The sequence below is a fragment of the Rhodopseudomonas sp. NSM genome (assembly GCF_052445935.1).
In the GTDB taxonomy this organism is placed as follows: domain Bacteria; phylum Pseudomonadota; class Alphaproteobacteria; order Rhizobiales; family Xanthobacteraceae; genus Rhodopseudomonas.
On the sequence record NZ_JBQTCH010000010.1, the window covers coordinates 1 to 25257 of the forward strand.

A 25257-nucleotide genomic window follows, 5' to 3' on the forward strand; every position below is an offset into this window, starting at 1 on the left:
GCTCCGCCGCCGCCCGCCGCCGGCACGATCGGCCCGCAGGGCGCGCAGCCCGGCGGAGCAGTGGCCTTGCCGCCGGGTGCCCCGGTGGCGCGCACGCCGCCGCCGACCGTGACTGCCCCGATTCCGCCCGCGCCGCCGCCGCCGCAGGCGATGACGCCGATCGCCCCGGGCGCGGCGCCGCAAGGCCCGCGCAACATCTCCGACTTCCGCGGCGAACGCCGCGAGGTCCGCGAGGGCGGCCGCACCGTGATCACCGAGCCCGGCCGCGTCATCGTGCGCGATCCGGGCGGCCGGGAGTTCATCCGCCACAACGAGATGGATCGCTTCCGCTACGGCGCGCGCGACATCCGCACCGAGGACATCCGGGGCGGCGGCACCCGCACCATCGTGGTGCGGCCCGACGGCACCGAGATCATCAACGTCACCGGTGACGATGGCCAGTTGCTGCGGCGGGTTCGGCGCGGCCGCGACGGCCGCGAGATCGTCATCATCGACAACAGCTTCGGTCCGCGCGACCGGGCTAACTTCTACGTCGACCTGCCGCCGCCGGTGCTCCGGATTCCGCGCGACCGCTACATCGTCGACTACGAGGACGCCTCGCCGGAGTTGATCTACGACACGCTCGAAGCTCCGCCCGTGGAGCGGATCGAACGCCGCTACTCGATGGACGAGATCCGCTACAGCCCGTCGGTGCGGCAGCGGATGCCCTCGATCGATCTCAACACCATCACCTTCGAGCTCGGCTCGTGGGACATCTCACCGGATCAGGCGTCCAAGCTGCAGGTGATCGCCGATGGGCTCAACCGGGCGATCCAGCGCAATCCGCGCGAGGTGTTCCTGATCGAGGGCCATACCGACGCGACCGGCAACGACACCGACAATCTGTCGCTGTCCGACCGCCGCGCCGAGGCCGCCGCGACGCTGCTTACCCAGCAGTTCGGCGTCCCGGCGGAGAACCTGACCTCGCAGGGCTATGGCGAGCAGTACCTGAAAGTGCAGACCGACGGACCGGAGCGGCAGAACCGCCGCGTCACCGTCCGCCGCATCACGCCGCTGCTGAACGGCGGCCAGGCCGCATTGCCGCCGCCGCCTCCGGGCACCGCGCCGCCGCGCTGAGCGGCGCGCGGTCCGACAAACAAAGAGCCGCGCGTCGTTCGATGCGCGGCTCTTTCACGTTTGATATGGAAGCTGCAGCGGCTGCGGCCGTCATCCTGAGGCGCGAGCGCAGCGAGCCTCGAAGGATGAGAGACGGACCTTGCGGCCCATCCTTCGAGGCACACCGTGTCGCGCAAGCGCGACCCGGCATGCTCCTCAGGAGGACGCTGAAGAAAAAACAGCGCGCCCGATCGAGAGACTTCGGCAGCGTTCGAGGTTGGCCGCGCCTCAGCGCGTCACCACCACCTGGGTGCCGACCGGGACGCGCTGATACAGGTCGCTGATGTCGTCGTTGAGCATCCGGATGCAGCCATAGGAGACGAAACCGCCGACCGAGTTCGGCCGGTTGGTGCCGTGGATGGCGTATTCGCCACCGGCCAGCGTCATCGCCGCGACGCCCATCGGATTTTGCGGCGTGCCGCCGGCGATCACGTCCGGGATCGCCGGATTGTCACGCTTCACATCTGCGGGTGGCGCCCAGGCCGGGTTGCGATACTTGCCGTCGATCTTGGTGACGCCCGCCCATTGCTTGCCGGACTTGCCGACGCCGACCGGATAGCGCACCGCCTGGCCCGGCTCGACGATCAGATACAATCTGCGCTCGTGGGTTTTGACCACGATGGTCCCGGGCGAGTAGTCGCCGCGGAAGCTCACCAGGCTGGGGCCCGCCTCGGCGCGGGGCGCCGTCAGCACGGAGGTCGCGGCCAGCACCGCGATTGCAACTGTTAGTCTTGCCGAACGAAATCCAAAAGACATCCGTCTCTCCCAAATCCGCTGCCGGTCTCCGTCCCGTCCGACCGTTCGGCCCGCTAGCCGCGACTTTGGAGCGCGACGCGTTAACCGAATGGTTCTGAGCTGGTGCCGGGAGGAGGTCGGATGCGGCATTGAAAGAAAATCCGCGGATGAAAGTAAATATCAGGAAAACAACACTCGGACGCAAAGCGCCCACAGCGGCTGCGCTGCTATACACATATTGGTGAACAGACACAGCGTCGATGCCGCGAGCGTCGGCCGCCGCGTGATTTGCCGCGACGCAGGGTCCAGAGCGAACCTTGCGCCGTCGGCCGGAGACCCGCCCTGCCGCCGGATCGGGGCAGGGCGCTGTCGCCTCGGCGGTCAGACCGCCTTGTGGTGCTTGTTCTGGCGATGCTCGACGAGGTCGTCGACCACCGCCGGATCGGCCAGCGTCGAGGTATCGCCCAGCGTCGAGGGCTCGTCCTCGGCGATCTTGCGCAGGATGCGGCGCATGATCTTGCCGGAGCGGGTCTTCGGCAGGCCGGGCGCGAACTGGATCAGGTCCGGCGAGGCGATCGGGCCGATGTCCTTGCGGACCCAGGCCACCAGCTCCTTGCGCAGCTCCTCCGACGGCTCGATCCCGGCCATCAGCGTCACATAGGCGTAGATGCCCTGGCCCTTGATGTCGTGCGGATAGCCGACCACGGCGGCCTCCGACACCTTGGGATGCGCCACCAGCGAGGATTCGACCTCGGCGGTGCCCATGCGATGGCCGGAGACGTTGATGACGTCGTCGACCCGCCCGGTGATCCAGTAATAGCCGTCGGCGTCGCGCCGGCAGCCGTCGCCGGTGAAGTACTTGCCCTTGTAGGCCGAGAAATAGGTCTGCTCGAACCGTTCGTGATCGCCATAGACGGTGCGCATCTGCCCCGGCCAGGACCGCGCCAGACAGAGATTGCCGGTGCATTCGCCTTCCAGCACCACGCCTTCCGGATCGAGGATCTCCGGCACCACGCCGAAGAACGGCCGCGTCGCCGAGCCCGGCTTCAATTTGGTCGCGCCGGGCAGCGGCGTGATCAGGATGCCGCCGGTCTCGGTCTGCCACCAGGTGTCGACGATCGGGCAGCGGTCGTCGCCGACGACGCGGTGATACCACTCCCAGGCTTCCGGATTGATCGGCTCGCCGACCGAACCGAGCAGCCGCAGCGATTTGCGCGAGGTCTTCGTCACCGGCTCGTCGCCGGCCTGCATCAGCGCGCGGATCGCGGTCGGCGCGGTGTAGAAGATGTTGACCTTGTGCTTGTCGATGACGTCCCAGAACCGCGAATTGGTCGGGTAGTTCGGAATGCCTTCGAACATCAGCGTGGTGGCGCCGTTGGCGAGCGGGCCATAGAGAATGTAGCTGTGGCCGGTGACCCAGCCGACGTCGGCGGTGCACCAGTAGATGTCGCCGTCGTGGTAATCGAACACGTATTGGTGCGTCATCGAGGCGAAGACGAGATAGCCGCCGGAGGTGTGCAGCACGCCCTTGGGCTGGCCGGTCGACCCCGAGGTGTAGAGGATGAACAGCGGATCTTCCGCGTGCATGTGCTCGATCGGGCACTCGGTGGTCACCATCTCGGCGGCCTCGTGGTACCAGAAGTCGCGGACGTCATCCATTTCGATGGCGGCGCCGGTGCGCTTCACCACCATCACCCAGTCGACGCCCTCGCACTTCTTCAAAGCCGCATCGACATTGGCCTTCAGCGGCACCTTGCGGCCGCCGCGCAGGCCTTCGTCGGCGGTGATGACGATCTTGGACTGGCAGTCGTTGATGCGGCCGGCCAACGAGTCCGGCGAGAAGCCGGCGAACACCACCGAATGGATCGCGCCGATCCGGGCACAGGCCAGCATCGCGAACGCCGCTTCGGGAATCATCGGCAGATAGATGGTGACGCGGTCGCCCTTTTCGACGTTGCGGTTGCGCAGGATGTTGGCGAACTTGCAGACCTCGTCGTGCAACTCGCGATAGGTGATGTGGCGCGACTGCGAGGGATCGTCGCCCTCCCAGATGATCGCGACCTGGTCGCCGCGGGTGGCGAGATGGCGGTCGATGCAATTATGCGCGACGTTGAGGATGCCGTCCTCGAACCATTTGATCGAGACCTTGCCGGGCGCGAACGACGAATTGTCGATCTTGTGCGGCGGCTTGATCCAGTCGACGCGCTTGGCCTCGTCGGCCCAGAAGCCGTTGGGGTCATTGACCGAACGGGCATACATCTCGCGATATTTCGCGTCGTCGATGAAGGCGCGGCTCGCCCAGTCGGAAGGCACGTCGTAGATCTTTTCGGACATTCTTTCCTCCACCCGAATACGCGGCCTTTGCCGCACCCCGCCGTCGGCGCACGGACCGCAAATCGCTTCGAACCCGGCGGCCCATCTGTCAGCAAATCCCGCTTCGCGGATCGTATAACTCCGATCGGGCGAAATCGCGAAAACCGCTGATGGATGAGGTTCGCCGGCGAAAAGACGTGCGATCGTCTCACCATCCGGCCGTTGTTATTGGTGCGAGTATGCGTCGCCGCCCCCCGCGCCGACAAGCGGGGCGTCCATCCGACTTTTGGCGCTGATGGCGGCCGGCCGATGCGCCCGGGGCATGGGCGTGGGGCGCAGGAGCCGCGGCGATCGGCTCCGTCAAGCTCCCGGAGACGTCCCTCGATGTCTCGCAACGTCATGATCAATCGAAAGAATCTCGCTCTGCCCGCGGCGCGGCCGGCCGCCTGATCATTTCAGCGTCCAAACCCCGGTGGCCTTGATCTCGGCGTCTTCCAGCTCGCGCGTCACCGGGACGCCGTAGCTGGCGAGCTGGCTGAGCCTGTCCTTCGGCAAATAAGTCCGCCCAGGATCGCCGATCAGCACCAGCGCGCCGCCGGCCGCGCGGCGCTGCAGCATGGCAAAGGCCAGTTCGGCGATGTCCTGCTGATAGAAGATGTCGCCGGCGAGCACGGTCTGCGCCGGCGCGGCGTGCTCCGCGGCGAGCAGGTCGTCGCCGCTGATGTCGAGCGCGACGCCGTTCGCCGCCGCATTCACGGCGATCGCCTCGCGGGCGAAGCCGTCGATGTCGAACGCGGTGACGTGCTTCGCCCCGGCCTTCATCGCCGCGATCGCCACCAGTCCCGAGCCGGAGGCGAAGTCGATCACCTCGCGGCCGGCGACGCAGTCCGGATGATCGAGCACATAGCGCGCCAGCGCCTGCCCGCCGGCCCAGGCGAACGCCCAGAACGGCGGCGGCAGCCCGGCCTCGCCGAGCTCCTCCTCGGTCCTGCTCCACAGCGGCAGCGCCTCGTCGGCGACGTGCAGCGAGATCTCCGGCACCAGCGGCACGGGCCGCAGCCTGGTGTTGTCGCGAATGAAGGCGAGGGGATCGGCGATGGCGGAGGTGCTCATCGAAGGGTGATGGAGCGGCGGTGAGGAGATGTCCATGGGGTTGCCGCTGCGCCGCACGTCCAGGGCAGGGGGTCACAACAAAGCGACCCGTCATGCGCGGGCTTGACCCGCGCATCCATCATCCGCGAAGCGGACCGAAAATTCGCGAAGAGGACGGATTGCCGGGTCAAGCCCGGCAATGACGAGTTGGATTACAACCCGCCCATCTTGCAGATCAGCTTCCACTCATCGGCCGTCACCGGCTGCACCGACAGGCGCGACTGTTTCAGCAGCGCCATTTCGGCGAGCTTCTTCTCTTCCTTCACGGCCGCCAGCGTCACCGGGGTCTTCAGCTTCTTGTCGGCCTTGAGATCGACGCAGACGAATTTGCCGCTTTCGTCGGTCGGGTCCGGATAGGCCTCGCGGATGATCTCGGCGATGCCGACGATCTCCTTGCCCTCGTTGGAGTGGTAGAAGAACGCGCGGTCGCCTTTCTTCATCGCCATCATGTGCAGCTTGGCGGAGTGATTGCGCACGCCGGTCCAGGCTTCGCCCTTGGCGCCCTTGGCGCCCTTGGCGACCTGCTGGTCCCACGACCACACCGAGGGCTCGGATTTCACCAGCCAGTACGCCATCGTCATTATGCCTCCGCCTTGAGCGGCCGCGTCAGCAGGCCCTCGATCGCCGCATCGACGCCGAGCTTGCCGGCAAGGATCGCCGCGACCGCGGTCGAGATCGGCATCTCGACGCCTTTCGCCTGCGCCATCTCCAGCAGCACCGGCGCGGTGTAGTAACCCTCGGCGAGCTTGCCGTGCGCCGCCGTCTCGATGCTCTCGCCGCGGCCGAGCGCCATGCCGAACGAGAAATTGCGCGATTGCGGCGTCGAGCAGCACATCGTCAGATCGCCCAATCCGGACAGCCCGTGCATGGTCTCGATCCGCGCCCCATAAGCCTTTCCGAACCGCACCAGTTCGACGAAGCCGCGCGTCGTCATCGCCGCCAGCGCCGAGGCGCCGAGCTGGCGACCCGCGACGATGCCGGCGGCGATCGCCATCACGTTCTTGGTGGCGCCGCCGAGCTCGACGCCGCGCACGTCGGTCGAGTGATAGGGCCGGAACGAGCCCGAATTCATCGCCTGCGCCACCGCCTGTGCGACATCGGCATCGGTGGCGGCGATCGTCACCGCGGTCGGCAAACCGCGCGCGACGTCGGCGGCGAAGCTCGGCCCCGACAGGATCGCCGGGATCGCGGCCGGCGCGCATTCGGCGATGATCTCGGTCATGAAGCGATGGGTGCCGTGCTCGATGCCCTTGGCGCAGGCGATCAGCGGCGTGCGCGCGGCGATCAGCGGCTGCAGCGAGGTCGCCACCGATCGCAACACCTGCGCCGGCACCACCAGCAGCAGCGCCTGCGCGCGGGCGGCCTCGGCGAGATCGCGCGTCACCTTGATCGAATCGTCGAGCCTGACGCCGGGCAGAAACCGGCTCTCGCGCGCCTCGATCAGATGCTGCGCATTGCCGGGATCGTGCTCCCACAGCGTGACGCTGCGCCCCGCCCGCGCCGCGGTCAGCGCCAGCGCCGTTCCCCACGCGCCGCCGCCGAGCACGGCGATGGTGTCTAGTGAACTCATCGGAGGGCCTCGTTGAAGCGGTGGCAATCAGCAACAGCCGAAGTGAGTGAACGCAGAGCCGCCGCGCATGCGGCCTGCTCCCTCGCCCCGCTCTTGCGGGGAGAGGGGTGGGGTGAGGGGCGCCGCGGGCACGGACTCTCGGCCGTGGCGCTCACCCGACGCGCATCTGGCGATGCGCGTCGACCTCTCCCCGCGCGCGGGGAGAGGTTCGGAGGCGCTGCGGCGAGTCGAGGGACCACTTCGATGACTCCCTCAAAATCCTGCGCGCGTGTTGGCGAATTTGCCGGGCGCCACCGCATTGGCGTCGAGCAGCCAGCGGGCGCGCGGGGCGGCGTCCATCGTGTCGGTGAGGCCGAGCGCCAGCCGTTCAGCGCCGGCCCAGGCGATCATCGCGCCGTTGTCGGTGCACAGCGAAGGCGGCGGCACGATCAGCGTGGTCTGGGCCTTGGCGGCGACTTCGCGCAACGCGCGGCGGATCGCCTGGTTGGCGGCGACGCCGCCGGCCGCGACCAGCGCCTTCGGCGCGCCGAAGCGCTCGCGGAACAGCCGCAGTCCGGAGGTCAGCCGGTCGGCCATCGAGTCCAGCACCGCGGCCTGGAAGCCGGCGCAGAGGTCGTTGACGTCCTGCGGCTCCAGCGGCGTCAGCCGGCTGGCCTCGTTGCGCACCGCGGTCTTCAACCCGGACAATGAGAAATTGGCGTCGGGCCGCCCCAGCATCGGCCGCGGGAAGGCGAACCGGGTAGCATCCCCGGAGGCCGCCGCGCGCTCGACCTGCGGCCCGCCCGGGTAGGGCAGGCCGAGCATCTTGGCGATCTTGTCGAACGCCTCGCCGATCGCATCGTCGACCGTGGTGCCGAGCCGGACATAGTCGCCGACGCCGAGCACCGCGACGATCTGGGTGTGGCCGCCGGAGGCGAGAAACAGGCAATAGGGAAACTCGGTCGCGTCCGTCAGCCGCGGCGTCAGGGCGTGCGCCTCGAGATGATTGACGGCGATCAGCGGCGTGTTGTGCACCAGTGCGATCGCCTTGGCGGTAGTCAGGCCGACGATGACGCCGCCGATCAGCCCGGGTCCGGCCGCCGCCGCGACGCCGGACAGCTCCGCGAAGCCGGTTCCCGCTTCCTGCATCGCACGCGCGACGATGCCGTCGAGCAGATCGACATGGGCGCGCGCGGCAATTTCCGGTACCACTCCACCAAACGGAGCGTGCTCCTCGGTCTGCGAGCGCACGATGTTGGAGAGAATCCGGCCGCTGCCGTCGGCGCGGCGCTCGACCACCGCGGCTGCGGTTTCATCGCAGGTGGTCTCGATTCCAAGCACCAGCAAGGTCTGTTCACTAGTCAAATTGAGCCCTTGCGTTTGCCGCCGAACCGGCGTTCTCCTTGCTTCGCGTAGCATTGCGGGGTCCCGGAATGCAATCATCCGGTCGGCTCCCCGCGGCTCCGGCAAGGTCTGGCGGCCCGCTGGTGTCGTCGGCCGCAACGGCTCCTGTTTCCCTCTCACATGCGAGGACGTCAGGCGTGGCTATGCTTGTCACCCGCCCGCAACCCGATAACGACGCCACCGCCGCGGCACTGCGCGCGAAGGGCTACGACGTGTTGCTGGCGCCGATGCTGCGATTCGAGCCGGTGCCGTTTCCGGACGATCCGGACGCCAACTATACGGGCGTGATCGTCACCAGCGCCAATGCGCTGCGGGCGATCGCCGACCAGCCCGGCTTCGCGCGGCTGTTGAAGCTGCCGCTGTTCGCCGTCGGCAAGCACACCGCGCGCGCGGCCCGCGACGCCGGCTTCAAGGACGTTATCGTCGCCGACGGCGACGCCGCCAGACTGCGGCTGAAGGTCGCCGACAGCGTGCGCGGGAAAAAGAAGGCCGAAGGCGCGTTGCTGTATCTGGCCGGCGCCGATCTGTCGCGCGACCTCGCCGGCGAATTGCGCGAGGATGGCTTCAACGTGGTGATGCAGACGACCTACAGGATGCTGCCGGTGCCGACGCTGCCCGGGGACATCTGCGACGAATTCGCCGCCAACCGGATCGAGGCGGTGCTGCATTATTCGCGGCGCAGCGCGCGCGCCTTCATCGACGCGACGCGCGCCTCCGGAATCGAGATTTCGGCGCTGGCGATTCCGCAATGCTGCCTGTCGGAATCGGTATCCGACGTGGTGCGCGAGGCCGGCGCGACGCAGGTGATGGTGGCGCGCACGCCCGACGAGAAGGCGCTGTTCGAGGCGCTGGATCGTGCGGTCGGCGCGCCCGCGCGCTAACGAATAACGCGCCGGACCGGCAACGGATTCGGCAGGAGCGACGAGGAACGATTGCGGATGGTCGAGAACAGGCCCGGACACGAGGATACGCAGCAGCACGGAGAGGACCGGCGGGAGCCGCCGGCGGCCGATGGCGCCGGCGCCGTGCGTCCCGGACAGGGCGCCGATGCGCATCCGGAAAACGCCGCCGATGTGAATGTCGATGCGGCGATCGATTCGCCACCGCCGCTTGCTGCCGAACCGGACCCCGAGGAGGTTCGCGACACTTCGGCGGCAGAGCTGACGGAAGTGTCGGAGACGTCGGAGGCAGACGCGCCGCCGCGTCGCGCCGAGACCGAGGATGCGCCGCCGCCGGAGCCGGAGATCGCGACCGCCGATTCCGGGACCCGGTTCGGTTCCGATTCGCGCGACGCCGACGAGCCGGCCCCACGGCCGTCGGTGGCCGAACCGCGCCGGCCCGGCATCGCCGCAACCATGCTGCCGCCGGTACTGGCGGTCGCGATCGCCGCCGCCGCGGTGATCGGGGCCGGGAAAGCGGGGCTGCTGCCGGACTACTTCACGACGGGCGTGAGCGCGCCGCAGGGCGATGCCGCCGCGTTCGATGCGCTGAAGGCGCGGGTCGCCGAGCTCGAAGCCCGCCCCGCCGCCGGCGCTGCGCCGGTTGCCGACGCCACCACGATCGACGCGCTCGCCGCCCGGCTCGCCAGCCTCGAGGCACGGCCGGCGCCGACCGGCGCGGAGTCCGCCGCGACGCCGTCCGTCGCGGCCGATCCGGCGCTGGCCGGCAAGGTCGAGGCGTTGGAGAAGACGGTCGCGTCGCTGCGCGACGATCTGGCCGATCTGCGCAGCCGGTCCGAGCAGCTCGCAACCGCGGTCAAGGACGCCAGGGCGACGTCGGCAACCGACACGCCGGCCTCCGACAGGCCCGCGGCCGATTCCGCGGCGGCGCTGGCGGCGATCAATGCGCGGCTGGCCGACCTCGAACAGGCCGCCAAACCCGCGACCGACGCCGCGCCGCCGGCGCCGCCGCCGGCGGCCGCCGATGCGCCGCTGCGCCGGCTCGTCACCGCGACCATGCTGGATCTCACCGTCCGGCAGGGCGCGCCCTACGCGCCGATCCTGAAGGCGGCGCAGCCGCTCGCGACCGAGCCGGCCGCGTTGCAGCCGCTGGAGCCGTTCGCCGCCACCGGCGTGCCCAGCGCCGCCGCGCTCGGACGTGAGCTGGTCGCGCTGCTGCCGAAGCTGCTGCCCGGTTCGGACCCGGCCAACACCACCAATTTCATCGACCGGTTCCAGGCCAATGCCGAGCGGCTGATCCGGATCCAGCGTTCCGACGCCACCCCGGGCGTCGATCGCACCGCGATCGTCGGCCGCCTCACCGCCGCCGCACAGCGCGGCGACCTTGCCGAAGCCCGGCGCGAGCTGAAAGCACTTGCGCCGGCCGACCGCGCTCCTGTTCAATCCTGGATCGACCGATCCGAGGCGCGTGATCAGGCTCTCGCCGCTTCGCAGTCCTTCGCCACCGCGGCGCTGGCCGCGCTGCCAAAACCGTCGCCATAGGATTCCCATGCTGCGCATCATCCTGTTTCTCGTGATCATCGCGCTCGCGGCCGCGGGCGCGGCCTGGGTGGCCGAACAGCCCGGCGAGGTCGTGCTGTCGTGGAACGCCTGGCGCGCCGAGATGCGGCTGCCGGTGTTCATCCTCGGCCTCGCCGGCGCGATCGTGGCGATCGGGCTGGTCTGGGCGATCATCGCTGCGCTGTGGCGGGCGCCCGGCCGGATGAAACATGGCCGCGCCGCGCGGCGCAGCGGCCGGGCCCAGCGCGCTATTACCCAGGGCCTGCTGGCGGTCGGCCATGGCGATGCAGCCGCCGCCCGGAGCCACGCCACCGCCGCGCGACGGCACGCCCCGCACGATCCGCTGGCGCTGCTGCTGCAGGCGCAATCGGCGCAGCTCGAGGGCGACCGCGACGGCGCCCGCCGCGCCTTCCTGGCGATGGCCGGGCGCGACGACACCAAATCGCTCGGCATGCGCGGGCTGTATATCGAGGCGCAGCGCGCCAACGATCCGCAGGCGGCGCTGGCGATCGCCGAGGAGGCGCTGCGGCTGCAGCCGAATGCGGCCTGGGCGTCGCAGGCGGTGCTCGGCTTCCGCTGCGCCCGCGCCGACTGGACCGGGGCGCTGGAGATTCTCGAAACCAATCTGTCGTCCGGCCTGGTCGACAAGAAGGCGTTCCGCCGCCAGCGCGCGGTGCTGCTGACGGCGCGCGCGCTCGACGTCGAGGACAGCGACGAGAGCCTGTCGCGCGACAGCGCGCTGGAGGCCAACAAGCTGGCGCCGACGCTGGTCCCGGCCGCGGTGCTGGCCGCCAAATGCCTCGCCGGGACGCATCAGGTGCGCCGCGCGATGAAGGTGCTCGAGGCGGCCTGGCAGGCGGGGCCGCATCCCGACCTCGCCGAGGCCTATGCGCACCTCAAGCCGGGCGATCCGCCGGCCACCCGGCTGGCGCGGATCGAGAATCTGATCGGCAAGAAGCCGGTGGATTTCGAAAGCGCGCTGGCGCTCGCCCGTGCGGGAATCGACGCCGGCGAGTTCGCGAAGGCGCGCCGGGCGCTGGAGCCGTTCCTGGACAACCCGACCCAGCGCGTCGCGATGCTGATGGCCGAGATCGAGCACGGCGAGCGCGGCGATACCGCCAAGGCGCGGGCCTGGACGTTGCGGGCGATCCGCGCGCTGCCGGACCCGGTGTGGACCGCCGACGGCTACGTCTCCGACCATTGGCGCCCGGTGTCGCCGGTCACCGGCCGGCTCGACGCGTTCCAGTGGCAGGTGCCGCTGGCCGCACTGCCGGCCAAGAAAACGGTGGTGATCGAGGACAACCCGTTCCACGACGCGCTGATCGCCTCCTCCGGTCCCGAAGCGCTGCCGGCGGCGAAGGCCGACGAGGCGGTGATGGTGACGATCGAGCCGGTGACCGAAGCCGCGGTGGTGACGCCGAAGCAGGCGGAGGTGGCCGCGGCCGAGCCGGAGATCGCCGCTGACAAGCCGAAGGGCGCCAGCGACACCGGCAAGGATTCCGGCAAGGAATCCGGCAAGGGCGCATCCGCGACCCAGGCCGGGCCCGATACCGTGATTCCGATGCCGTCGACGCCGCTGTTCCATCGCCGCCCGGCGCCGGCGACCGCGCCGGTGATCCCGATCGTCCGCGCGCCGGACGATCCGGGCGTCGACGAGGAAGCCGCGCCCGAGGAGGATTTCAACGAGCGTTCCACCGCCCCGGGCGGCCAGAGCGGGAGCTGGCGCGGCTACCATCCGCCGCGCTAGGGGCGATCGCGGCGGCGCGACGGCAGACGCGGCGTCCGAGAGGAGCCGGAAGCGGATCCGGCGGACACGCCCCGCCGATCCGACGCCCGGTCGGGCCGTGGTTCTTGCCAATCCGCCCGCCGATCGATATCAGAGGCCAGCGTTTTCGGGTCGGTGTTTCGGCTCGGTGTTTCGGGCGGTGCATCACCCGCCCGAGGTCGCCGCAATAGCTCAGCTGGTAGAGCACGTCATTCGTAATGACGGGGTCGGGGGTTCGAATCCCTCTTGCGGCACCATTTTCCTTTTGGCGAAGAAATGGTGATGCTCGAGTTTATCGAGCATATGAAATCCAACATTTGCCCGCCGTCGGATCGGCCAGTCGAAAACTAAGAATTAGACCAAAAGGGTCGCCTGTTAAGACTCAATTAATTGGGGCACCAAGTCTTTTATGAGCGACATCAAATTATTCCGTACCGGCAGCGCATCGGTCGAAGAGCTTCGCGGCAGCGCGGTTGCGCTGGAAAAATCGCTACAAACCCTCATCGAACGCAACATGGAAGCGTTCCTTGGCGTGCGGTTTCTCGCGTCTGAGTTTCCGACGACGAACGGCGGGCGCATGGACTCCCTCGGCATCGACGAAAACGGTTCGCCGGTCATCGTCGAGTACAAGCGGGCCACCAACGAGAACGTCATCAACCAAGGCTTGTTCTATCTCGACTGGCTGATGGACCATCGTCGCGATTTCGAGTGGCTTGTCTTGGAGCGCTTTGGCGCCGAACAGGCAAAGGCGGTCGACTGGGGAACGCCCCGGCTGATTTGCATTGCGGGCGATTTCACCAAGTACGACGCTCATGCGGTCAACCAGATGAACCGGAACATCGCACTGGTTCGCTATCGCCGTTTTGGCGACGAACTGTTGCTGTTCGAACTGCTGACCTCGGCATCGGAACGGCCCGTGCGCGAAATCCCTGCCGGTATCGATGCCCAAAGCGAGCCTGTGGCAACGCGACCACGGTCTCGCCAGAAAACCGTTACGCAATACCTCGCGGATGCAGACCAAGACCTTGTCGACCTCTACGAGGCGACGAAGGCGTACCTGCTGGCGCTCGGCGACGATGTCGAGTTGAAGACCCTGGACAACTACGTCGCCTTCCGCCGCCTGAAGAATTTCGCATGCGTGGAAGTCAAACCGCAGATCAGGCACCTCAAGGTTTTCGTCAAGGTCGATCCGGACACCATCAAACTTGAGCCCGGTTTTACTCGCGACGTGCGCAACATCGGCCATTTCGGCACTGGCGACCTCGAAATCATCATCACTGATGTCGCCACGCTGGAGAAAGCCAAGCCATTGATGGACCGCAGCTATGACGGGGCCTGAAGAACAAACAGAGAAGGATATTGAGGCGAGCGCTCAAGAACAGGAAGCACCTTTCTGGCTTCGGGCAACGGTCGATGACATTGCGGGACTAGACTTTGAAGCCCCCATCACCGGCTGCAGTTCTGCCGACTGCAGTGAATTGAGCACCTTGTACCGCGAGGAAGCAAAGGGATTGCAGGAGACGGAGGGCGACGTAGCCGCTGCAAAGGTGTTCGCGATGCTGTCAGCCGCCACGAACCTTCATTTCAAGCCAAGTGACCGCAACGCGCCCTTCGGCGCGATGATGATCATGGGAGACCGAAGATCGGCCATTCCCGAAGACTTTCGCGGCGCTCCGGTGTCAGCGCTTGCCTACGCAGCGGAGAATGCCGCCAACCCGGTACTGAGAGCACGACTATCCGACCTTTGTTGGCTTCTGGAGCGAAAGAGACACCAATTGGGTCGTGCCGCAATCGCATCTTACGTTGCAATCGCGGAGGGGCTCGGCTCGGGCTTCCTCAAGGATCGTCTTGACCGCGATGATCCGCTCTTGGGGCTTACAGCGCGGGATGTACTACGACGTGCGCTGTCGATCGGACGGCAACTCGGCTGGGACAGTGATGGGGTTATCGCCGCGCGAACATTGCTCTCGGCAATACGTGCACGAGCCGTCACGAGCAGCAATCCTGTACCAGTCCATTGGTTTTTCGAGATGGACTTGGATTTTGGCGTATCCGATCCGAGCATCATCGCCGCGGAGATAGAGGCTCACCTGAGAGGGGGCGTTCCCGAACCCGGCTCCCACATGATCGTGGAACTTTGGCGCTTGGCGGCTCGCGCGTATCATTATGCAAAGGACGAGGATGGCAAGAATCGGTGCCGAACAAGTGCCGCTGAAGCGCTGGTTGCGGAGTCAGAGAAGCATACTTCAGCGATGTTGGCTTCGCACTGGCTCAGCGAGGCAATCGCCGAATATCATGGCGTGCCGGGGCAGAGAGAACGACGCACCCAACTTCGTCACAAACTAATCGACGTCCAGTCCGGTATTGCAGACGAAATGTCGTCGTTTTCCCACCCCATGGACCTCAGCGCAATCGCGGATCAGGTCAAGGGGCAGCTTGAGGGCGAACGTGATCTCATCGACTTACTCTTAATCTTCGCGGACTTGGAACGATCCCCTTCACCGAAGAAGCTAATGGAGGAAGCTGTTAAGTCGATCAACGAACATCCACTTTCTTCTTTGTTCGGCGCGTCATTTCATGACCACGAAGGCAAGGTGATCCACAAGTCCGAGGGTGGAGGTCTCGGAGACGGTGATAACGAAGATGCTATTCGGGTGCAGATCGCTCAGCACGAAAGCATGCGCAGAGGTATTCACGCTTCAGGATAAGTTCAGGTAGCGCGCCAATATATCATTGAGAACTATTATATCGGTGAAGATACCTTTCAGGCTCTTATCCGGCACAGCCCATTCGTGCCGAACGAGCTGGTCAACACCTTCAGTCGAGGGTTCTTTCGCTTCTTTGAAGGCGACTTCGTAAGTGCTCTGTATATCCTGACGCCCATGCTGGAGAATTCTCTTCGCTATATTCTGAAACTCAATGGCTGCGATGTCACAACGTTCGACGATGCCAAGCAGGTACAAGAGGATCGTACTATCTCGGCGCTCTTTGAGCAGATGCGTCCAGAGTTGGAGGAGGCGTTTGGCGACGCAATCACGGCGGATATTGACAATGTCTTCTTGTCCAAGCCCGGACCAAGCCTTCGCCATGCGGTTGCTCATGGACTTCTGAACGACAATAGCCCTTACGGTACTGATGCCATCTATGCTTGTTGGCTCATTTACCGTCTATGCTGCATCCCCCTCTTCGGACAACGAGAGCGGTTGCAGTTGCCGTCGTGATGATCAACGTGAGCGGACTAGATTAGGAAATCTAGATGTGCGGTAGAGGCCGACGCCTACGGTCTGCCGCCGTTGGACGTCACGGCCCGCGACGGGCGCGGCCGTGAATGTTTCGCCGTCGATATCACTCTTCACTTCACTCCTCCCTTGCCCAGCTCGCGCGTTTGACGGCGCGTTCGCAGAGGAAGTCGAGGGCGAAGCCGATCAGGCCGATGATCACCACGGTGGCGGCGAGGCGGTCGTATTCCAGCGTGTCGCGGGCGTCGTTGATGGCGTAGCCGAGGCCGGAGGTGACGCCGAGGAATTCGGCCGGCACCAGCACGATCCAGGCGACGCCGACGGCGAGCCGGATGCCGGCCAGCGAATCCTGCATGATCGCCGGCACGATGATGGTGAACAGCATGTGCCACGGCCGGGCGCCGAGATTGCGCGCGACCTTGAACCAGGCCGGGTCGATCCTTCGGAAGCCGTGCGCGGTCGAGAACAGGATCGGCCAGATCGCCGCCACCCCGATCAGGAACACGATCGCGGCGTTCCAGCTCGCAAACGCCATCACGGCGATCGGCATCCAGGCCAGCGGCGAGATCATCCGCAGGAACTGGAACGGCACCGAGCTCGCCTCGCGCATGCCGCGGAAGCGACCGATCAGAATGCCGAGCGGCACGCCGAGCGCGATCGCCCAGGCGAGCCCGCCCGCGATCCGGCCGAGACTCGGCCACGCCATCTTGGCCGCCTCGCCGCTGATCAGCATCTGCCACAGCCGCTCGAAGGTCGGCAGCGGCGCGAAGTCGGCGAAATTCGCGGTGCGCGGATCGGAGGCGACGATGAAGCCGCCGATCCACCACACGCCGAGCAGCACCGCGATGCCGAGCGCGATATGGCCGGAGCTGCGCAGCCGGCCGGCGAAGGCGCCATGTCGTGACGCCGCCGCCTGCGCCGGGCCGTCGTCGATCGTCAGATCGAGGCTCACAGCGACAGCACCTCCGTCCGGCTGAACGGATCGTCGGGATTGACGCTCGGCGATTTCTTCCAGTCCGGATATTTGGTCATCGCCTGCTTGACGAAGTGATAGTCGACCAGATCCCTGGCGACGAATTCCGGATCGAGCTTCTTCAGGAAGGTGGTGTCGCCCGAGACCACCGTCTCGTTCATCGCGTCGACGATCAGCTTGGTCGCCGACGGATACGGCCAGGGCTGGAAATCGATCCGGCCGAGCTTCCAGTCCGGATGGGTGATGGCGCCGCTCTCGCCATAGGTCTTGTCGTCGTAGTAAGTCATCGCGCGCTCGATCACCGGCGCCGGCAGCGGCAGATAGCCTTCGCCGTCCTTCGACAGCAGCTTCGCCACTTCCTTCTTGTTGGCGGCGGCGTAGATTTCGGCGCGGACCAGCGCGTTCATCACCTTCTGGGTCCATTCCGGCTTCTTCTTGGTCACCTCCTCGTTCATGCACAGCACGCAGCAGGGGTGATTCTTCCAGATGTCGCCGGTGAAGCGCAGCATCCGGCCGCCGGCCTTGATCTCGCCCAGCGCGTTGAACGGCTCGGCGACGATGTAGGCATCGATCTTCCTGGCTGCGAGCGCCGGCGGCATGTCGGGCGGCGCCATCACCTGCAGATTGCATTCGTCGGCCGCGAGCGTCTCGCCCTGGCCCTTGATCACCGGCTTGATGCCGGATTTGCGCAGCGCGTATTGCAGCACGATGTTGTGCATCGAGTACCAGAACGGCACCGCGACCTGCTTGCCGCCGAAATCCTTGAACGCCTGGATGCCGCTTTCGCCGCCCACCACCACGCCGGAGCCGTTGGTGTGGGCCCAGGCCATGATCTTGACCGGGAAATTGTTGTTGTAGCGCATCCACACCGGGATCGGCTTGAGCAGATGCACCAGGTTGAACTTGCCGGCGGCGAAGCTCTCCACCAGCGGCGACCAGCCGCGGATCAGGGTCGGGCGTTCGGCCTCGAGACCCTCGTCCTTGAAGTAGCCCATGCCGTGCGCGACCAGGAGCGCGGTAGCATCGGTGATCGGCAGATAGCCGATGCGCACCACGTCGTCGTCGGCCGCGCGCGCGGACTGGCCGAAGCCGCCCAGCATGGTGCCGAGCGCGGCGAGGCCGCCGGCGGCCAGCATGTCGAGCGTCTGCCGGCGGTTGAGCGACAGCCGGAAGCGATCGTCATCGTCGTGGACGATGTCATTTCCGCAATTGATGCACATCACGAGGTCCTTTCAGCGGTGGCCGGCGACGATCTTGAGCGATTCCGTCCGTGGCGTTTCTTGGTTGTGGGAGTCGGGAGTAAGCGATGCGTCCGGCGCGGCCTTGCCGGTGGCGCGTTCGAACGCTGCCTGCAGCCGCGCCTGCGCGGCCTGGATGTTCGCCGCGCGGCGGTCCGGATCGGCCTCGGCGCGATCGACCGCGACCGGCACGATCTCGGCGATGCGGCCGGGGTCGGATCGCATGATCACCGCGCGATCCGCCATCGTCACCGCTTCCGGAATGTCGTGGGTGACGATCACCAGCGTGATCTTCATCTCCTCGGCGATGCGGCGGACGTCGCGCTGCAAGGCGCGGCGGGTGACGGCGTCGAGCGCGGAAAACGGCTCGTCGAGCAGCAGCACTTCCGGACAGGTCGCGAGCGACCGCGCCAGCGCGACGCGCTGCTGCTGGCCGCCGGAGAGGTCCTGCGCGTTGCGATCGGCGTAGCCGTCGAGTTCGACGAGATGCAGCAATTCGCGGACCCGCGCGGCGATCTCCGCGCGCGGCCGGCCGGCGAATTTCAGCCCGAGCCCGACGTTCTGCGCCACGCTCATCCACGGATACAGATGCGGCTGCTGGAACATCACGATCCAGCGCGGCGACGCGCCTTCGACCCTGGCGCCGTCGATGCGGATCTCGCCCGCGCTCGGCGCGATCAGACCGGCGATGATGTGCAGCAAGGTTGACTTGCCGCAGCCTGAGCGCCCGACCAGCGCGACCGCCTCGCACGGCCTGATCTCGAGATCGATCCCGCTCAGCGCGTTGCCGCTCGAGCGGCGGTAGCGGTGACTCACGCCCTGGATGGCGATATGCGCCCCGGGCCAAGCCTTTTTGGGTTGGAATGCCGGCATCGGCTGCAGCCGCTCCTCGAACAGGGTCCATTGCGGATCGGCGGAGCCAGCCAGCGCGGCCGGCTCCGCCGCGCGATTACTCCGCCGCCATCAGCGACGGGGCCGCATAGGGAGCGCCTTCCTCGATCGGCAGCGACGGGTCGCGCGACCATTCGTTCCAGGAGCCGAAATACAGGCTGACATCCTTGATGCCGGCTTCCTTCAGCGCCACCAGCGTGTTGGAGGCGCGGGCGCCCTTGAAGCAGTACAGCACAACGGGCGTATCGGGGGTGATGCCGACGCTGGCGCATTCGGCCAGGATCTCGCTGGACGATTTGAACATCGGGCCGTCCGGCGATGGCTTCATCATCCGGTACCATTCGATCCAGACCGCGCCGGGGATGCGGCCCTTGCGCGGGCAGAAATCCTTGCCGTAGGGCGACGAGCTTTCGCCGATCCATTCGTCGACGTCGCGGGTGTCGAGCTTGACCTTGCTGGAATCCGCGACCGCCGCCTTCATCGATTCCAAATCGACCAGGATCGAGGCGGCGGCCGGATCGACCGTGAAGCTCTTGGGCGTGGGCGTCGGGACGTCGGTGGTGCTCGGCAGCCCGGCCGCGGTCCAGGCCGCGTAGCCGCCGTGCAGGATCTTGACCTTGGGGTAGCCGAGCGACTTCAGCAGCACGTAGCCGCGGCAGGACTGGCCGAAGCCGGTGTTCATCGACTGTTCGTAGATCACCGCGGTCTCTTCGCCGGAGAGTCCGGCGGCGCCGAAGGCGGCGGCGAATTTGTCGCTCATCTCCTTGACGCCCTCGGGCGTCGAGGTCGCGAGATAGGTGAAGATCTCGTGGATGTTGACGGCACCGGGAATGTGGCCCGCCGCATAGGCGTCGGGATTGCGGGTGTCGATCACCACCGTGGTCGGCGACGACAGCATTTCGGATAGTTCGGCCGGCGTGACAAGAACCTTCTCAGTCATCAGTCGCTCCTGTGTTCGTCGTTGAACGTTGGCTCGCGGGAGACCTCTGCGGCACAGGGCTGTGTCCTGTGGTGACTGTTGCCGAGCGCGCGGGGAGCGCCCGGATCGAAGGCGCTGCGCGGACGAATGGGGCGTCCGCGCACTGCGCGCGGACTAATGCGCCATGTCCGCCAGCATCTTGCGGAGTTGCTTGGTGGCGGGTGTCACGATCGCCACGAAGTACGCCTCGCGCAGCCGGCGCTGCGCGGCGGCGCCGGCGACGTAGCCGCGCGCCCCGCAATGAAGCATCGCGGCGTGAGCGGCGGCGACCGAGGCATCGCCGGCTGCGAGCCGCGCCTCGATCACAGCGCGCCAATAGTCGCGGTCGCTCTCGAACGGCGTCGCGGCGAGGCGCGCGACCTCGGCCTCCATCGCCGCGAGTCCTTCGGCGATCGGCTCGGGCTGGACGTCGAGATATTTGTTGACGTGGCCGAGCGGGCCTTTGCACTGCTCGATCAGCCGCAGGCAGTCGCGGATCAGGCCGAACGCCATGCCGGCCTGCAGCAGGATGAAGCCGGCACGGATTCGCTTGATGAAGTCGTCGACCGGATCGGCCAGCACCCAGGCGTCCGGCACCATCACGTCGCGCATCTGCACCGCGAAGGTGCGGGTGCCGTCGAGCGCGGTGAACTTCGCATTGTCGGCGAGGCCGACGCCTTCGGCGGCGCAGGGAATCACCGCCATGACGTTGCGGCTCGCGCCGCCATCCTCGTCGACCTCGAAGATGCCGCCGAAATAATGATCGGCGCCGAGATTGGAGACGTAGGGCAGCAGCCCCTTGACGACGTATCCGCCGGCGACGCGTCGTCCCTTCAGCCGCATCGGCTCGATGCCGAACAGCGACTTCATCGGATTCGACAGCGCGGTGCCGCCGAGCGCCGCGCCGGTCGCGATCTGCGGGCCGATCCCGGTCCGCAGATGCTGGTTGTCAGAGGCGTAGATGTACCAGCCCAGCGCGTCCTGGCACCACATGCAGAACGACGTCGACAGGCAGTGTTCGCCGGCCGCCGCCATCGCGTTGATCGAGGTCATCAGGTCGACGCTCGGGCTCTTGCCCGGCAGATGATGCGCGTAGGCCCCGAGGCGCCCGAAGGCGCGCATCAGATCTTCCGGGTAGTAACCGTCGACGTCGATCCGGTTGACCAGCGACGGCAGCTCGCGCGCCGACAGCGCGCGCACCGCCTCGACGACTTCGGCGCCGGGCATCACCGCGGCATCACCTGTGATCACTGACTGGACATCCAGCATGGGCTCGGTCCGCTGTTGGAGGGCTGGGGTCAGGCCATCGCCACGTCGAGATTGACCGGGCGCGAGAAGGTGTTGGCCACCGGCGACCACAGCCGTGCATGAGCGACCAGCGCGTCGAGTTCTTCGCGGGGGCGGTCGGCCTCGAACGTCACCTTGCAGCGGACATCGGTGAAGCCGACCGGCTTGTCGGAGAGATCGCCGGTGCCCCAGACGCCGGTGATGTTGAGGTCGCCCTCGAGTTCGATCTCGAGTTTGTAGACGGTGATGCCGCGCGCCACGGCATTGGCGTGGATGCCGACCGCGAGGCAAGAGCCGAGCGCCGCCAGCGAGGCTTCCGAGGGATTCGGCGCGGTATCATCACCAAGCAGGCCCGGCGGCTCATCGACGATGTAGGGCGGCAGCGTGCGGACGAAATTGAGATGACGGAAGCGGCCTTCGGCGACGGTCTTGCACTTCAGCGTCTTGACCGCGGTGGGATCGGCCTTGCCCTTGGCGATCAGCTCGTCGAGCCCGGCCTTGTCGATCGGCGCGAGGCATCCGGTCATCGCGGTCGGGGTGTCCGGGGTGAGGCAGGCGGTCATCGCGGTGGCGGCTTTGGTCATGGGATCTCCTCTGGCTGCCGTTGCGTCCGGCAGTGTTTAGGCTACAGACCGTTCTGTATTAGCAGGAAGCGTGCCAGCTCGCGTCGCCGGAAAAAGTGTTGAGAATCAACGGACGGGAGCAGCAGTCTCGGTGCCCATCGATTGGGCGCGCCGCTTTTGCGGTCAATTCGACCGCGCAACTGCCCGACTCGGCGTCAACCAAGGTTACAAACAGACCCTTCGGTTTCCTGATTGAAGTTTGGCAAAGGCGGGGGTATGTGCGTCGGAATGGCTCAGGCAGCACCCCATCCAGCGATCGATGCGGCGACCCCCGCCGTGCGGTTGTCGCCGCGCGACCGGCTGATCGACAGCGCGCGGCTGCTGTTCTGCCGCTACGGCATCAACTCGGTGGGCGTCGACGCGATCATCGAGAATGCCGGCACCGCCAAGACCACGCTCTACAAGCTGTTCGGCTCCAAGGACGGCCTGGTCGAAGCCGTGCTGCAGCATGAAGGGGAAAGCTGGCGGACCTGGTTCATCGAGGAGATCGACGGGCCGGGCGGCAGCGCGCGCGAGCGGCTGGCGCGGATCGGCCCGGCGCTGAAGACCTGGTTCAGCCGCCCCGATTTCTACGGCTGCCCGTTCATCAATGCGGTCGGCGAATCCGACAAGGCCGACGACCGGATGCGCAGCCTGGCGATCGCCCACAAGACCATCGTGCACGATCGCCTGACCGCATTGTGCGCCGAGGCCGCGATCGCCGAGCCGGCGCAGGTCGCGCACACCCTCGGGCTGGTCATCGACGGCGCCATCGTGATGGCGCTGGTGACGCGCGACGCCGGCGCCGCCGATGTCGCCGGCCGCGCCTGCGCGGCGATTTTGCCGGCCTGACGCCTGGACTTCAGCGCCCGAGGATTTCGCGCGCCCGCTGGCGCACGAAGTACACCGAGGCCTCCGGCGTCAGATGACTGCCGTCGAACACGATCGGCGTGCCGCTGTCGCCCGGCACGCCCAGCAGGCAGCCCTGCGCATCGCAGAAGCTCGGCGTCGGCGACACGAACGCCACGCCCTCCGCCTCGAAGAACCGCCGCAACGCCTCGTTACCCTCGGCCTCGGAAGTCGACAGTCGCGGCGGCACATCGCGCAGCGGGATCGCTTCGGGCGCGGCCAGACCGGCCGCACGGGCGCGATAATACTGCGCGAGGATACGCCGGGGCGGGGTGCGCCACGACGGAAACATCCCGACCACCACGATGCGCCGGACGCCGATTGCGCGTAGTTCGGCAAGTGTCGCGCGGATCAGGCCTTCGGATTCGCCGGCCTGGCGATTGTCCCAATCGTAGTTGCTCCACTCACGCGCCACCAGGATCACCGTGTCCGGCTTCAGCTGTTTCAGCCGCGCATGCACGATGTCGTTATTGGCCCGACAGAACGGCGACTTGACGCTGGCGAAGCCGAGGATCGGCGGGCACGCCGTGGTGTTGTATTGCGACAGACGAAAGCCGCCATCGGCCTGCTGCACCGCGCGCAGGCCGGGATAGAGATGCGCCGCGTGGGAGTCGCCCCACAGCACGACCCGCGGCGCATCCGCCGGGGCGTCGTCGTCGCATTGCGGCTCGAATTGCGCCGTGCCTTCGAAGAAGCAATGGCCGCTGCGAAAGGAGGTCTTGGCTTCCTCGACGAGATCGCCGGTGAGGCGCTGGGTCTCGGGGCCGAAGCGCGACGGGAATCCGCTCGCCGCATAAATGCCGGCTCCGGCCATGCCGGCGATCGCCACGGCCGCGAATGCCGCCGCGGTCTTGCGGCGGCTCGGGCGCGCGCGGAACGGCGGCTCGATGAATCGCCAGGTGAGATGCGCCAGGGCGAACGCGACGAGGATCGCGATCGCCTTCATCAGCGGCGGCGGTTCCTCGCCGAATCGTAAGATCCGGATCGCGGCGAGCAGCGGCCAGTGCCACAGATATAGCGGGTAGCTGATCAGCCCGACATAGACCATCGGGCGGTTGCCGAGCAGATGCCGGTTCACCCAGGGCGAGGGTCCGGCGAAAATCAGCAACGCTGCGCCCAGCACTGGCAGCGTCGCCCACCAGCCGGGGAAGCCGCGATCATTGCTGATCAGCGCCGCGCCGACGGAGAGCAGTCCTAGCCCGAGCCAGGCGCAGACGGCGCGGATCGCCGCCGCGTGGCGTTCGAACAGCGCCCGCGCAGTGGCGAGCGCCGCGATCGAGCTGATGTCACGGCCCGGGCCGGCGTTGGTGGCGATCGCGAGCACGCAGCCCGTCATCAGTTCCCAGAACCGCGTCACCGGCAAATAGAACGCCGCGAGCGGATTGATCGGCGTCAGGACGATGTTGGCGGCGAACGACGCCACGAGGATCGCTAGCGCCGCGATCAGCGCGCCGCGCGGCCATCGCCACGCCAGCACGATCACCGGCGGCCACAGCAGATAGAACTGCTCCTCGACGCCGAGCGACCACAGATGCAGCAGCGGATTGAGTTCGGACGACGCTTCGAAATAGCCGGCGTCGTGCAGCAGCGCGAGATTGGAGAGAAACGCGGCGCCGAAGCCGATCGCCTTGCCGGCATCGCGATAATCGACCGGAAACAGCAGGAACCAGCCGGCGACCGCGCAGGTGATCAGCACCAATGCCAGCGCCGGAAAGATCCGGTTGATGCGTCGCGCGTAGAACGTTCGGAAGCTGAAGTCGCCGCCGCGCTGGGCCTGGCAGATGATCGAGGTGATCAGGAAGCCGGAGATCACGAAGAACACGTCGACGCCGACGAAGCCGCCGCGCACGGAATTCGGAAAGGCATGAAACGCGATCACCAGCAACACGGCGATGGCGCGCAATCCGTCGATGTCGCTGCGGTAGCTCGGCCTCATCCTGGTGCTGTCCGGCCCCTGGTTCGCAAAAGCAATCGAACCCGGCAGATCCGGGCCGGGCGGTTCCCGCAGACAAGGACCGAAACATTCGTGCCGGAGGTGTCCAATCGCCAAGCCGGGCGGCGCTGTCAAGCGGCCGGCGCGCGCGCATCATTCCTTCGGCCAACATGGGGGCCCGGCGTTTGCGTCGATTCGGGCGGTGCGCCTACATTGGGCGTTCCACCCGCGGGCGACCTCGCCCGACTCGAACGCCGGACGCCGCGATGACCATCGTCAGACACAGGATCGACCTCGCCACCACGGCGCCGATTCAGATCATCGACATCACCGAACAGGTCCGCGGCTTCGTCGCCGGCAGCGGCCTGAAAGACGGGCTCGTCTCGGTGAGCTGTCTGCACACGACGGCGCGGATCAACGTCAACGAGCGCGAGGAGAAGCTCGAGCGCGATATGCTGACGTTTCTGAAACGTTTCGCGCCGCGCGACGGCGACTACCTGCACAACCTCGCCCCGATCGACGGCCGCGACAACGCGCATTCGCATCTGATCGGACTGTTCATGAATTCGTCGGAGACGATCCCGCTCGCAGACGGCGCCATGGTGCTCGGAGAATGGCAGTCGATCTTCTTCATCGAGCTCGACGGCCCGCGCGAGCGCCGCGGCGTCGAACTGCAGATCATCGGGCAGGGTTAG

At 66.9% G+C, this 25257-nt stretch carries 20 protein-coding genes, 1 tRNA gene and 1 pseudogene; 9 read left to right on the forward strand and 13 right to left on the reverse strand.

The window, feature by feature from the left end:
- On the forward strand, positions 1-1116 hold a 1116-nt coding region (locus ACTZWT_RS21585; RefSeq protein ID WP_444771737.1), incomplete at its 5' end, for an OmpA family protein.
- Between the two features lie 267 nt (positions 1117-1383).
- Here ACTZWT_RS21585 and ACTZWT_RS21590 read toward each other — a convergent pair.
- The 6 genes from ACTZWT_RS21590 to tsaD all read right to left on the reverse strand — a co-directional run bounded on the left by ACTZWT_RS21590 (position 1384) and on the right by tsaD (position 8251).
- Positions 1384-1911: a L,D-transpeptidase gene (locus ACTZWT_RS21590; RefSeq protein WP_444771738.1), complete on the reverse strand. Its 528-nt coding sequence runs from the start codon at positions 1909-1911 to the stop codon at positions 1384-1386.
- Positions 1912-2271: 360 nt separating this feature from the next.
- A complete protein-coding gene (gene acs, locus ACTZWT_RS21595) occupies positions 2272-4224 on the reverse strand; it encodes an acetate--CoA ligase (protein WP_444771739.1) in 1953 nt (650 codons plus the stop codon).
- 429 nt (positions 4225-4653) lie between these two features.
- Positions 4654-5316, reverse strand: coding sequence for a class I SAM-dependent methyltransferase (locus tag ACTZWT_RS21600; RefSeq protein ID WP_444771740.1), 663 nt, complete (start codon positions 5314-5316; stop codon positions 4654-4656).
- Positions 5317-5507: 191 nt separating this feature from the next.
- The gene (locus ACTZWT_RS21605) at positions 5508-5930 is read right to left on the reverse strand and encodes an EVE domain-containing protein (protein WP_444771913.1); all 423 of its coding nucleotides are present in this window, start codon (positions 5928-5930) and stop codon (positions 5508-5510) included.
- Positions 5931-5935: 5 nt separating this feature from the next.
- Positions 5936-6925: an NAD(P)H-dependent glycerol-3-phosphate dehydrogenase gene (locus ACTZWT_RS21610; RefSeq protein ID WP_444771741.1), complete on the reverse strand. Its 990-nt coding sequence runs from the start codon at positions 6923-6925 to the stop codon at positions 5936-5938.
- Positions 6926-7177: 252 nt separating this feature from the next.
- Positions 7178-8251, reverse strand: a complete 1074-nt coding sequence (gene tsaD, locus ACTZWT_RS21615; protein WP_444771742.1) for a tRNA (adenosine(37)-N6)-threonylcarbamoyltransferase complex transferase subunit TsaD — start codon at positions 8249-8251, stop codon at positions 7178-7180.
- A 194-nt stretch (positions 8252-8445) separates the two neighbouring features.
- Here tsaD and ACTZWT_RS21620 point away from each other — a divergent pair, with 194 nt between their 5' ends.
- The 6 genes and pseudogenes from ACTZWT_RS21620 (at position 8446) to ACTZWT_RS21645 (ending at position 15753) form a co-directional block, all read left to right on the forward strand.
- Complete coding sequence (locus ACTZWT_RS21620) at positions 8446-9189, forward strand: uroporphyrinogen-III synthase (protein ID WP_444771743.1); 744 nt, start codon at positions 8446-8448, stop codon at positions 9187-9189.
- A gap of 57 nt (positions 9190-9246) precedes the next feature.
- Positions 9247-10749, forward strand: coding sequence for a COG4223 family protein (locus ACTZWT_RS21625; RefSeq protein ID WP_444771744.1), 1503 nt, complete (start codon positions 9247-9249; stop codon positions 10747-10749).
- A 7-nt stretch (positions 10750-10756) separates the two neighbouring features.
- Positions 10757-12514: a heme biosynthesis HemY N-terminal domain-containing protein gene (locus ACTZWT_RS21630; protein WP_444771745.1), complete on the forward strand. Its 1758-nt coding sequence runs from the start codon at positions 10757-10759 to the stop codon at positions 12512-12514.
- A 199-nt stretch (positions 12515-12713) separates the two neighbouring features.
- A tRNA-Thr gene (locus tag ACTZWT_RS21635) sits at positions 12714-12789 on the forward strand.
- A 152-nt stretch (positions 12790-12941) separates the two neighbouring features.
- On the forward strand, positions 12942-13871 hold the full coding sequence (locus ACTZWT_RS21640; RefSeq protein WP_444771746.1) for a DUF5655 domain-containing protein: 930 nt from the start codon (positions 12942-12944) through the stop codon (positions 13869-13871).
- Positions 13858-15753 (forward strand): annotated as a pseudogene (locus ACTZWT_RS21645) (DUF7380 domain-containing protein). Before ACTZWT_RS21640 ends, ACTZWT_RS21645 begins: the two are co-directional and overlap by 14 nt.
- A gap of 136 nt (positions 15754-15889) precedes the next feature.
- Here the strand turns inward: ACTZWT_RS21645 and ACTZWT_RS21650 are convergent.
- From ACTZWT_RS21650 to ACTZWT_RS21675, 6 genes are all read right to left on the reverse strand, one after another.
- Entirely contained in the window at positions 15890-16723 is an 834-nt protein-coding gene (locus ACTZWT_RS21650) for an ABC transporter permease (RefSeq protein ID WP_444771747.1), read from the reverse strand.
- Positions 16720-17964, reverse strand: coding sequence for an ABC transporter substrate-binding protein (locus tag ACTZWT_RS21655; protein ID WP_444771748.1), 1245 nt, complete (start codon positions 17962-17964; stop codon positions 16720-16722). The genes ACTZWT_RS21650 and ACTZWT_RS21655 overlap by 4 nt, the downstream gene beginning before the upstream one ends.
- A 12-nt stretch (positions 17965-17976) precedes the next feature.
- Complete coding sequence (locus ACTZWT_RS21660; RefSeq protein ID WP_444771749.1) at positions 17977-18855, reverse strand: ABC transporter ATP-binding protein; 879 nt, start codon at positions 18853-18855, stop codon at positions 17977-17979.
- A gap of 76 nt (positions 18856-18931) precedes the next feature.
- Positions 18932-19813, reverse strand: coding sequence for a sulfurtransferase (locus tag ACTZWT_RS21665; RefSeq protein WP_444771750.1), 882 nt, complete (start codon positions 19811-19813; stop codon positions 18932-18934).
- Positions 19814-19966: 153 nt separating this feature from the next.
- The gene (locus tag ACTZWT_RS21670; protein ID WP_444771751.1) at positions 19967-21100 is read right to left on the reverse strand and encodes an acyl-CoA dehydrogenase family protein; all 1134 of its coding nucleotides are present in this window, start codon (positions 21098-21100) and stop codon (positions 19967-19969) included.
- A 29-nt stretch (positions 21101-21129) separates the two neighbouring features.
- Complete coding sequence (locus tag ACTZWT_RS21675; protein WP_444771752.1) at positions 21130-21702, reverse strand: OsmC family protein; 573 nt, start codon at positions 21700-21702, stop codon at positions 21130-21132.
- A gap of 267 nt (positions 21703-21969) precedes the next feature.
- Here ACTZWT_RS21675 and ACTZWT_RS21680 point away from each other — a divergent pair, with 267 nt between their 5' ends.
- Complete coding sequence (locus ACTZWT_RS21680) at positions 21970-22572, forward strand: TetR/AcrR family transcriptional regulator (protein ID WP_444771753.1); 603 nt, start codon at positions 21970-21972, stop codon at positions 22570-22572.
- Between the two features lie 10 nt (positions 22573-22582).
- On the opposite strand, the gene ACTZWT_RS21685 is transcribed toward ACTZWT_RS21680, so the two are convergent.
- Positions 22583-24565 (reverse strand): acyltransferase family protein, encoded by a 1983-nt coding sequence (locus ACTZWT_RS21685; RefSeq protein ID WP_444771754.1) that lies wholly within the window; start codon positions 24563-24565, stop codon positions 22583-22585.
- 263 nt (positions 24566-24828) lie between these two features.
- Here ACTZWT_RS21685 and ACTZWT_RS21690 point away from each other — a divergent pair, with 263 nt between their 5' ends.
- A complete protein-coding gene (locus ACTZWT_RS21690) occupies positions 24829-25257 on the forward strand; it encodes a secondary thiamine-phosphate synthase enzyme YjbQ (protein ID WP_444771755.1) in 429 nt (142 codons plus the stop codon).

Excerpts from the sequence above, each read along its gene's own strand:
- ACTZWT_RS21590 (WP_444771738.1), bottom strand. The coding sequence starts at position 1,911 with ATGTCTTTTGGATTTCGTTCGGCAAGACTAACAGTTGCAATCGCGGTG.
- acs (WP_444771739.1), bottom strand. The coding sequence starts at position 4,224 with ATGTCCGAAAAGATCTACGACGTGCCTTCCGACTGGGCGAGCCGCGCC.
- ACTZWT_RS21600 (WP_444771740.1), bottom strand. The coding sequence starts at position 5,316 with ATGAGCACCTCCGCCATCGCCGATCCCCTCGCCTTCATTCGCGACAAC.
- ACTZWT_RS21605 (WP_444771913.1), bottom strand. The coding sequence starts at position 5,930 with ATGGCGTACTGGCTGGTGAAATCCGAGCCCTCGGTGTGGTCGTGGGAC.
- ACTZWT_RS21610 (WP_444771741.1), bottom strand. The coding sequence starts at position 6,925 with ATGAGTTCACTAGACACCATCGCCGTGCTCGGCGGCGGCGCGTGGGGA.
- ACTZWT_RS21625 (WP_444771744.1), top strand. The coding sequence starts at position 9,247 with ATGGTCGAGAACAGGCCCGGACACGAGGATACGCAGCAGCACGGAGAG.
- ACTZWT_RS21630 (WP_444771745.1), top strand. The coding sequence starts at position 10,757 with ATGCTGCGCATCATCCTGTTTCTCGTGATCATCGCGCTCGCGGCCGCG.
- ACTZWT_RS21640 (WP_444771746.1), top strand. The coding sequence starts at position 12,942 with ATGAGCGACATCAAATTATTCCGTACCGGCAGCGCATCGGTCGAAGAG.
- ACTZWT_RS21655 (WP_444771748.1), bottom strand. The coding sequence starts at position 17,964 with ATGTGCATCAATTGCGGAAATGACATCGTCCACGACGATGACGATCGC.
- ACTZWT_RS21660 (WP_444771749.1), bottom strand. The coding sequence starts at position 18,855 with ATGCCGGCATTCCAACCCAAAAAGGCTTGGCCCGGGGCGCATATCGCC.
- ACTZWT_RS21665 (WP_444771750.1), bottom strand. The coding sequence starts at position 19,813 with ATGACTGAGAAGGTTCTTGTCACGCCGGCCGAACTATCCGAAATGCTG.
- ACTZWT_RS21670 (WP_444771751.1), bottom strand. The coding sequence starts at position 21,100 with ATGCTGGATGTCCAGTCAGTGATCACAGGTGATGCCGCGGTGATGCCC.
- ACTZWT_RS21675 (WP_444771752.1), bottom strand. The coding sequence starts at position 21,702 with ATGACCAAAGCCGCCACCGCGATGACCGCCTGCCTCACCCCGGACACC.
- ACTZWT_RS21680 (WP_444771753.1), top strand. The coding sequence starts at position 21,970 with ATGGCTCAGGCAGCACCCCATCCAGCGATCGATGCGGCGACCCCCGCC.
- ACTZWT_RS21685 (WP_444771754.1), bottom strand. The coding sequence starts at position 24,565 with ATGAGGCCGAGCTACCGCAGCGACATCGACGGATTGCGCGCCATCGCC.
- ACTZWT_RS21690 (WP_444771755.1), top strand. The coding sequence starts at position 24,829 with ATGACCATCGTCAGACACAGGATCGACCTCGCCACCACGGCGCCGATT.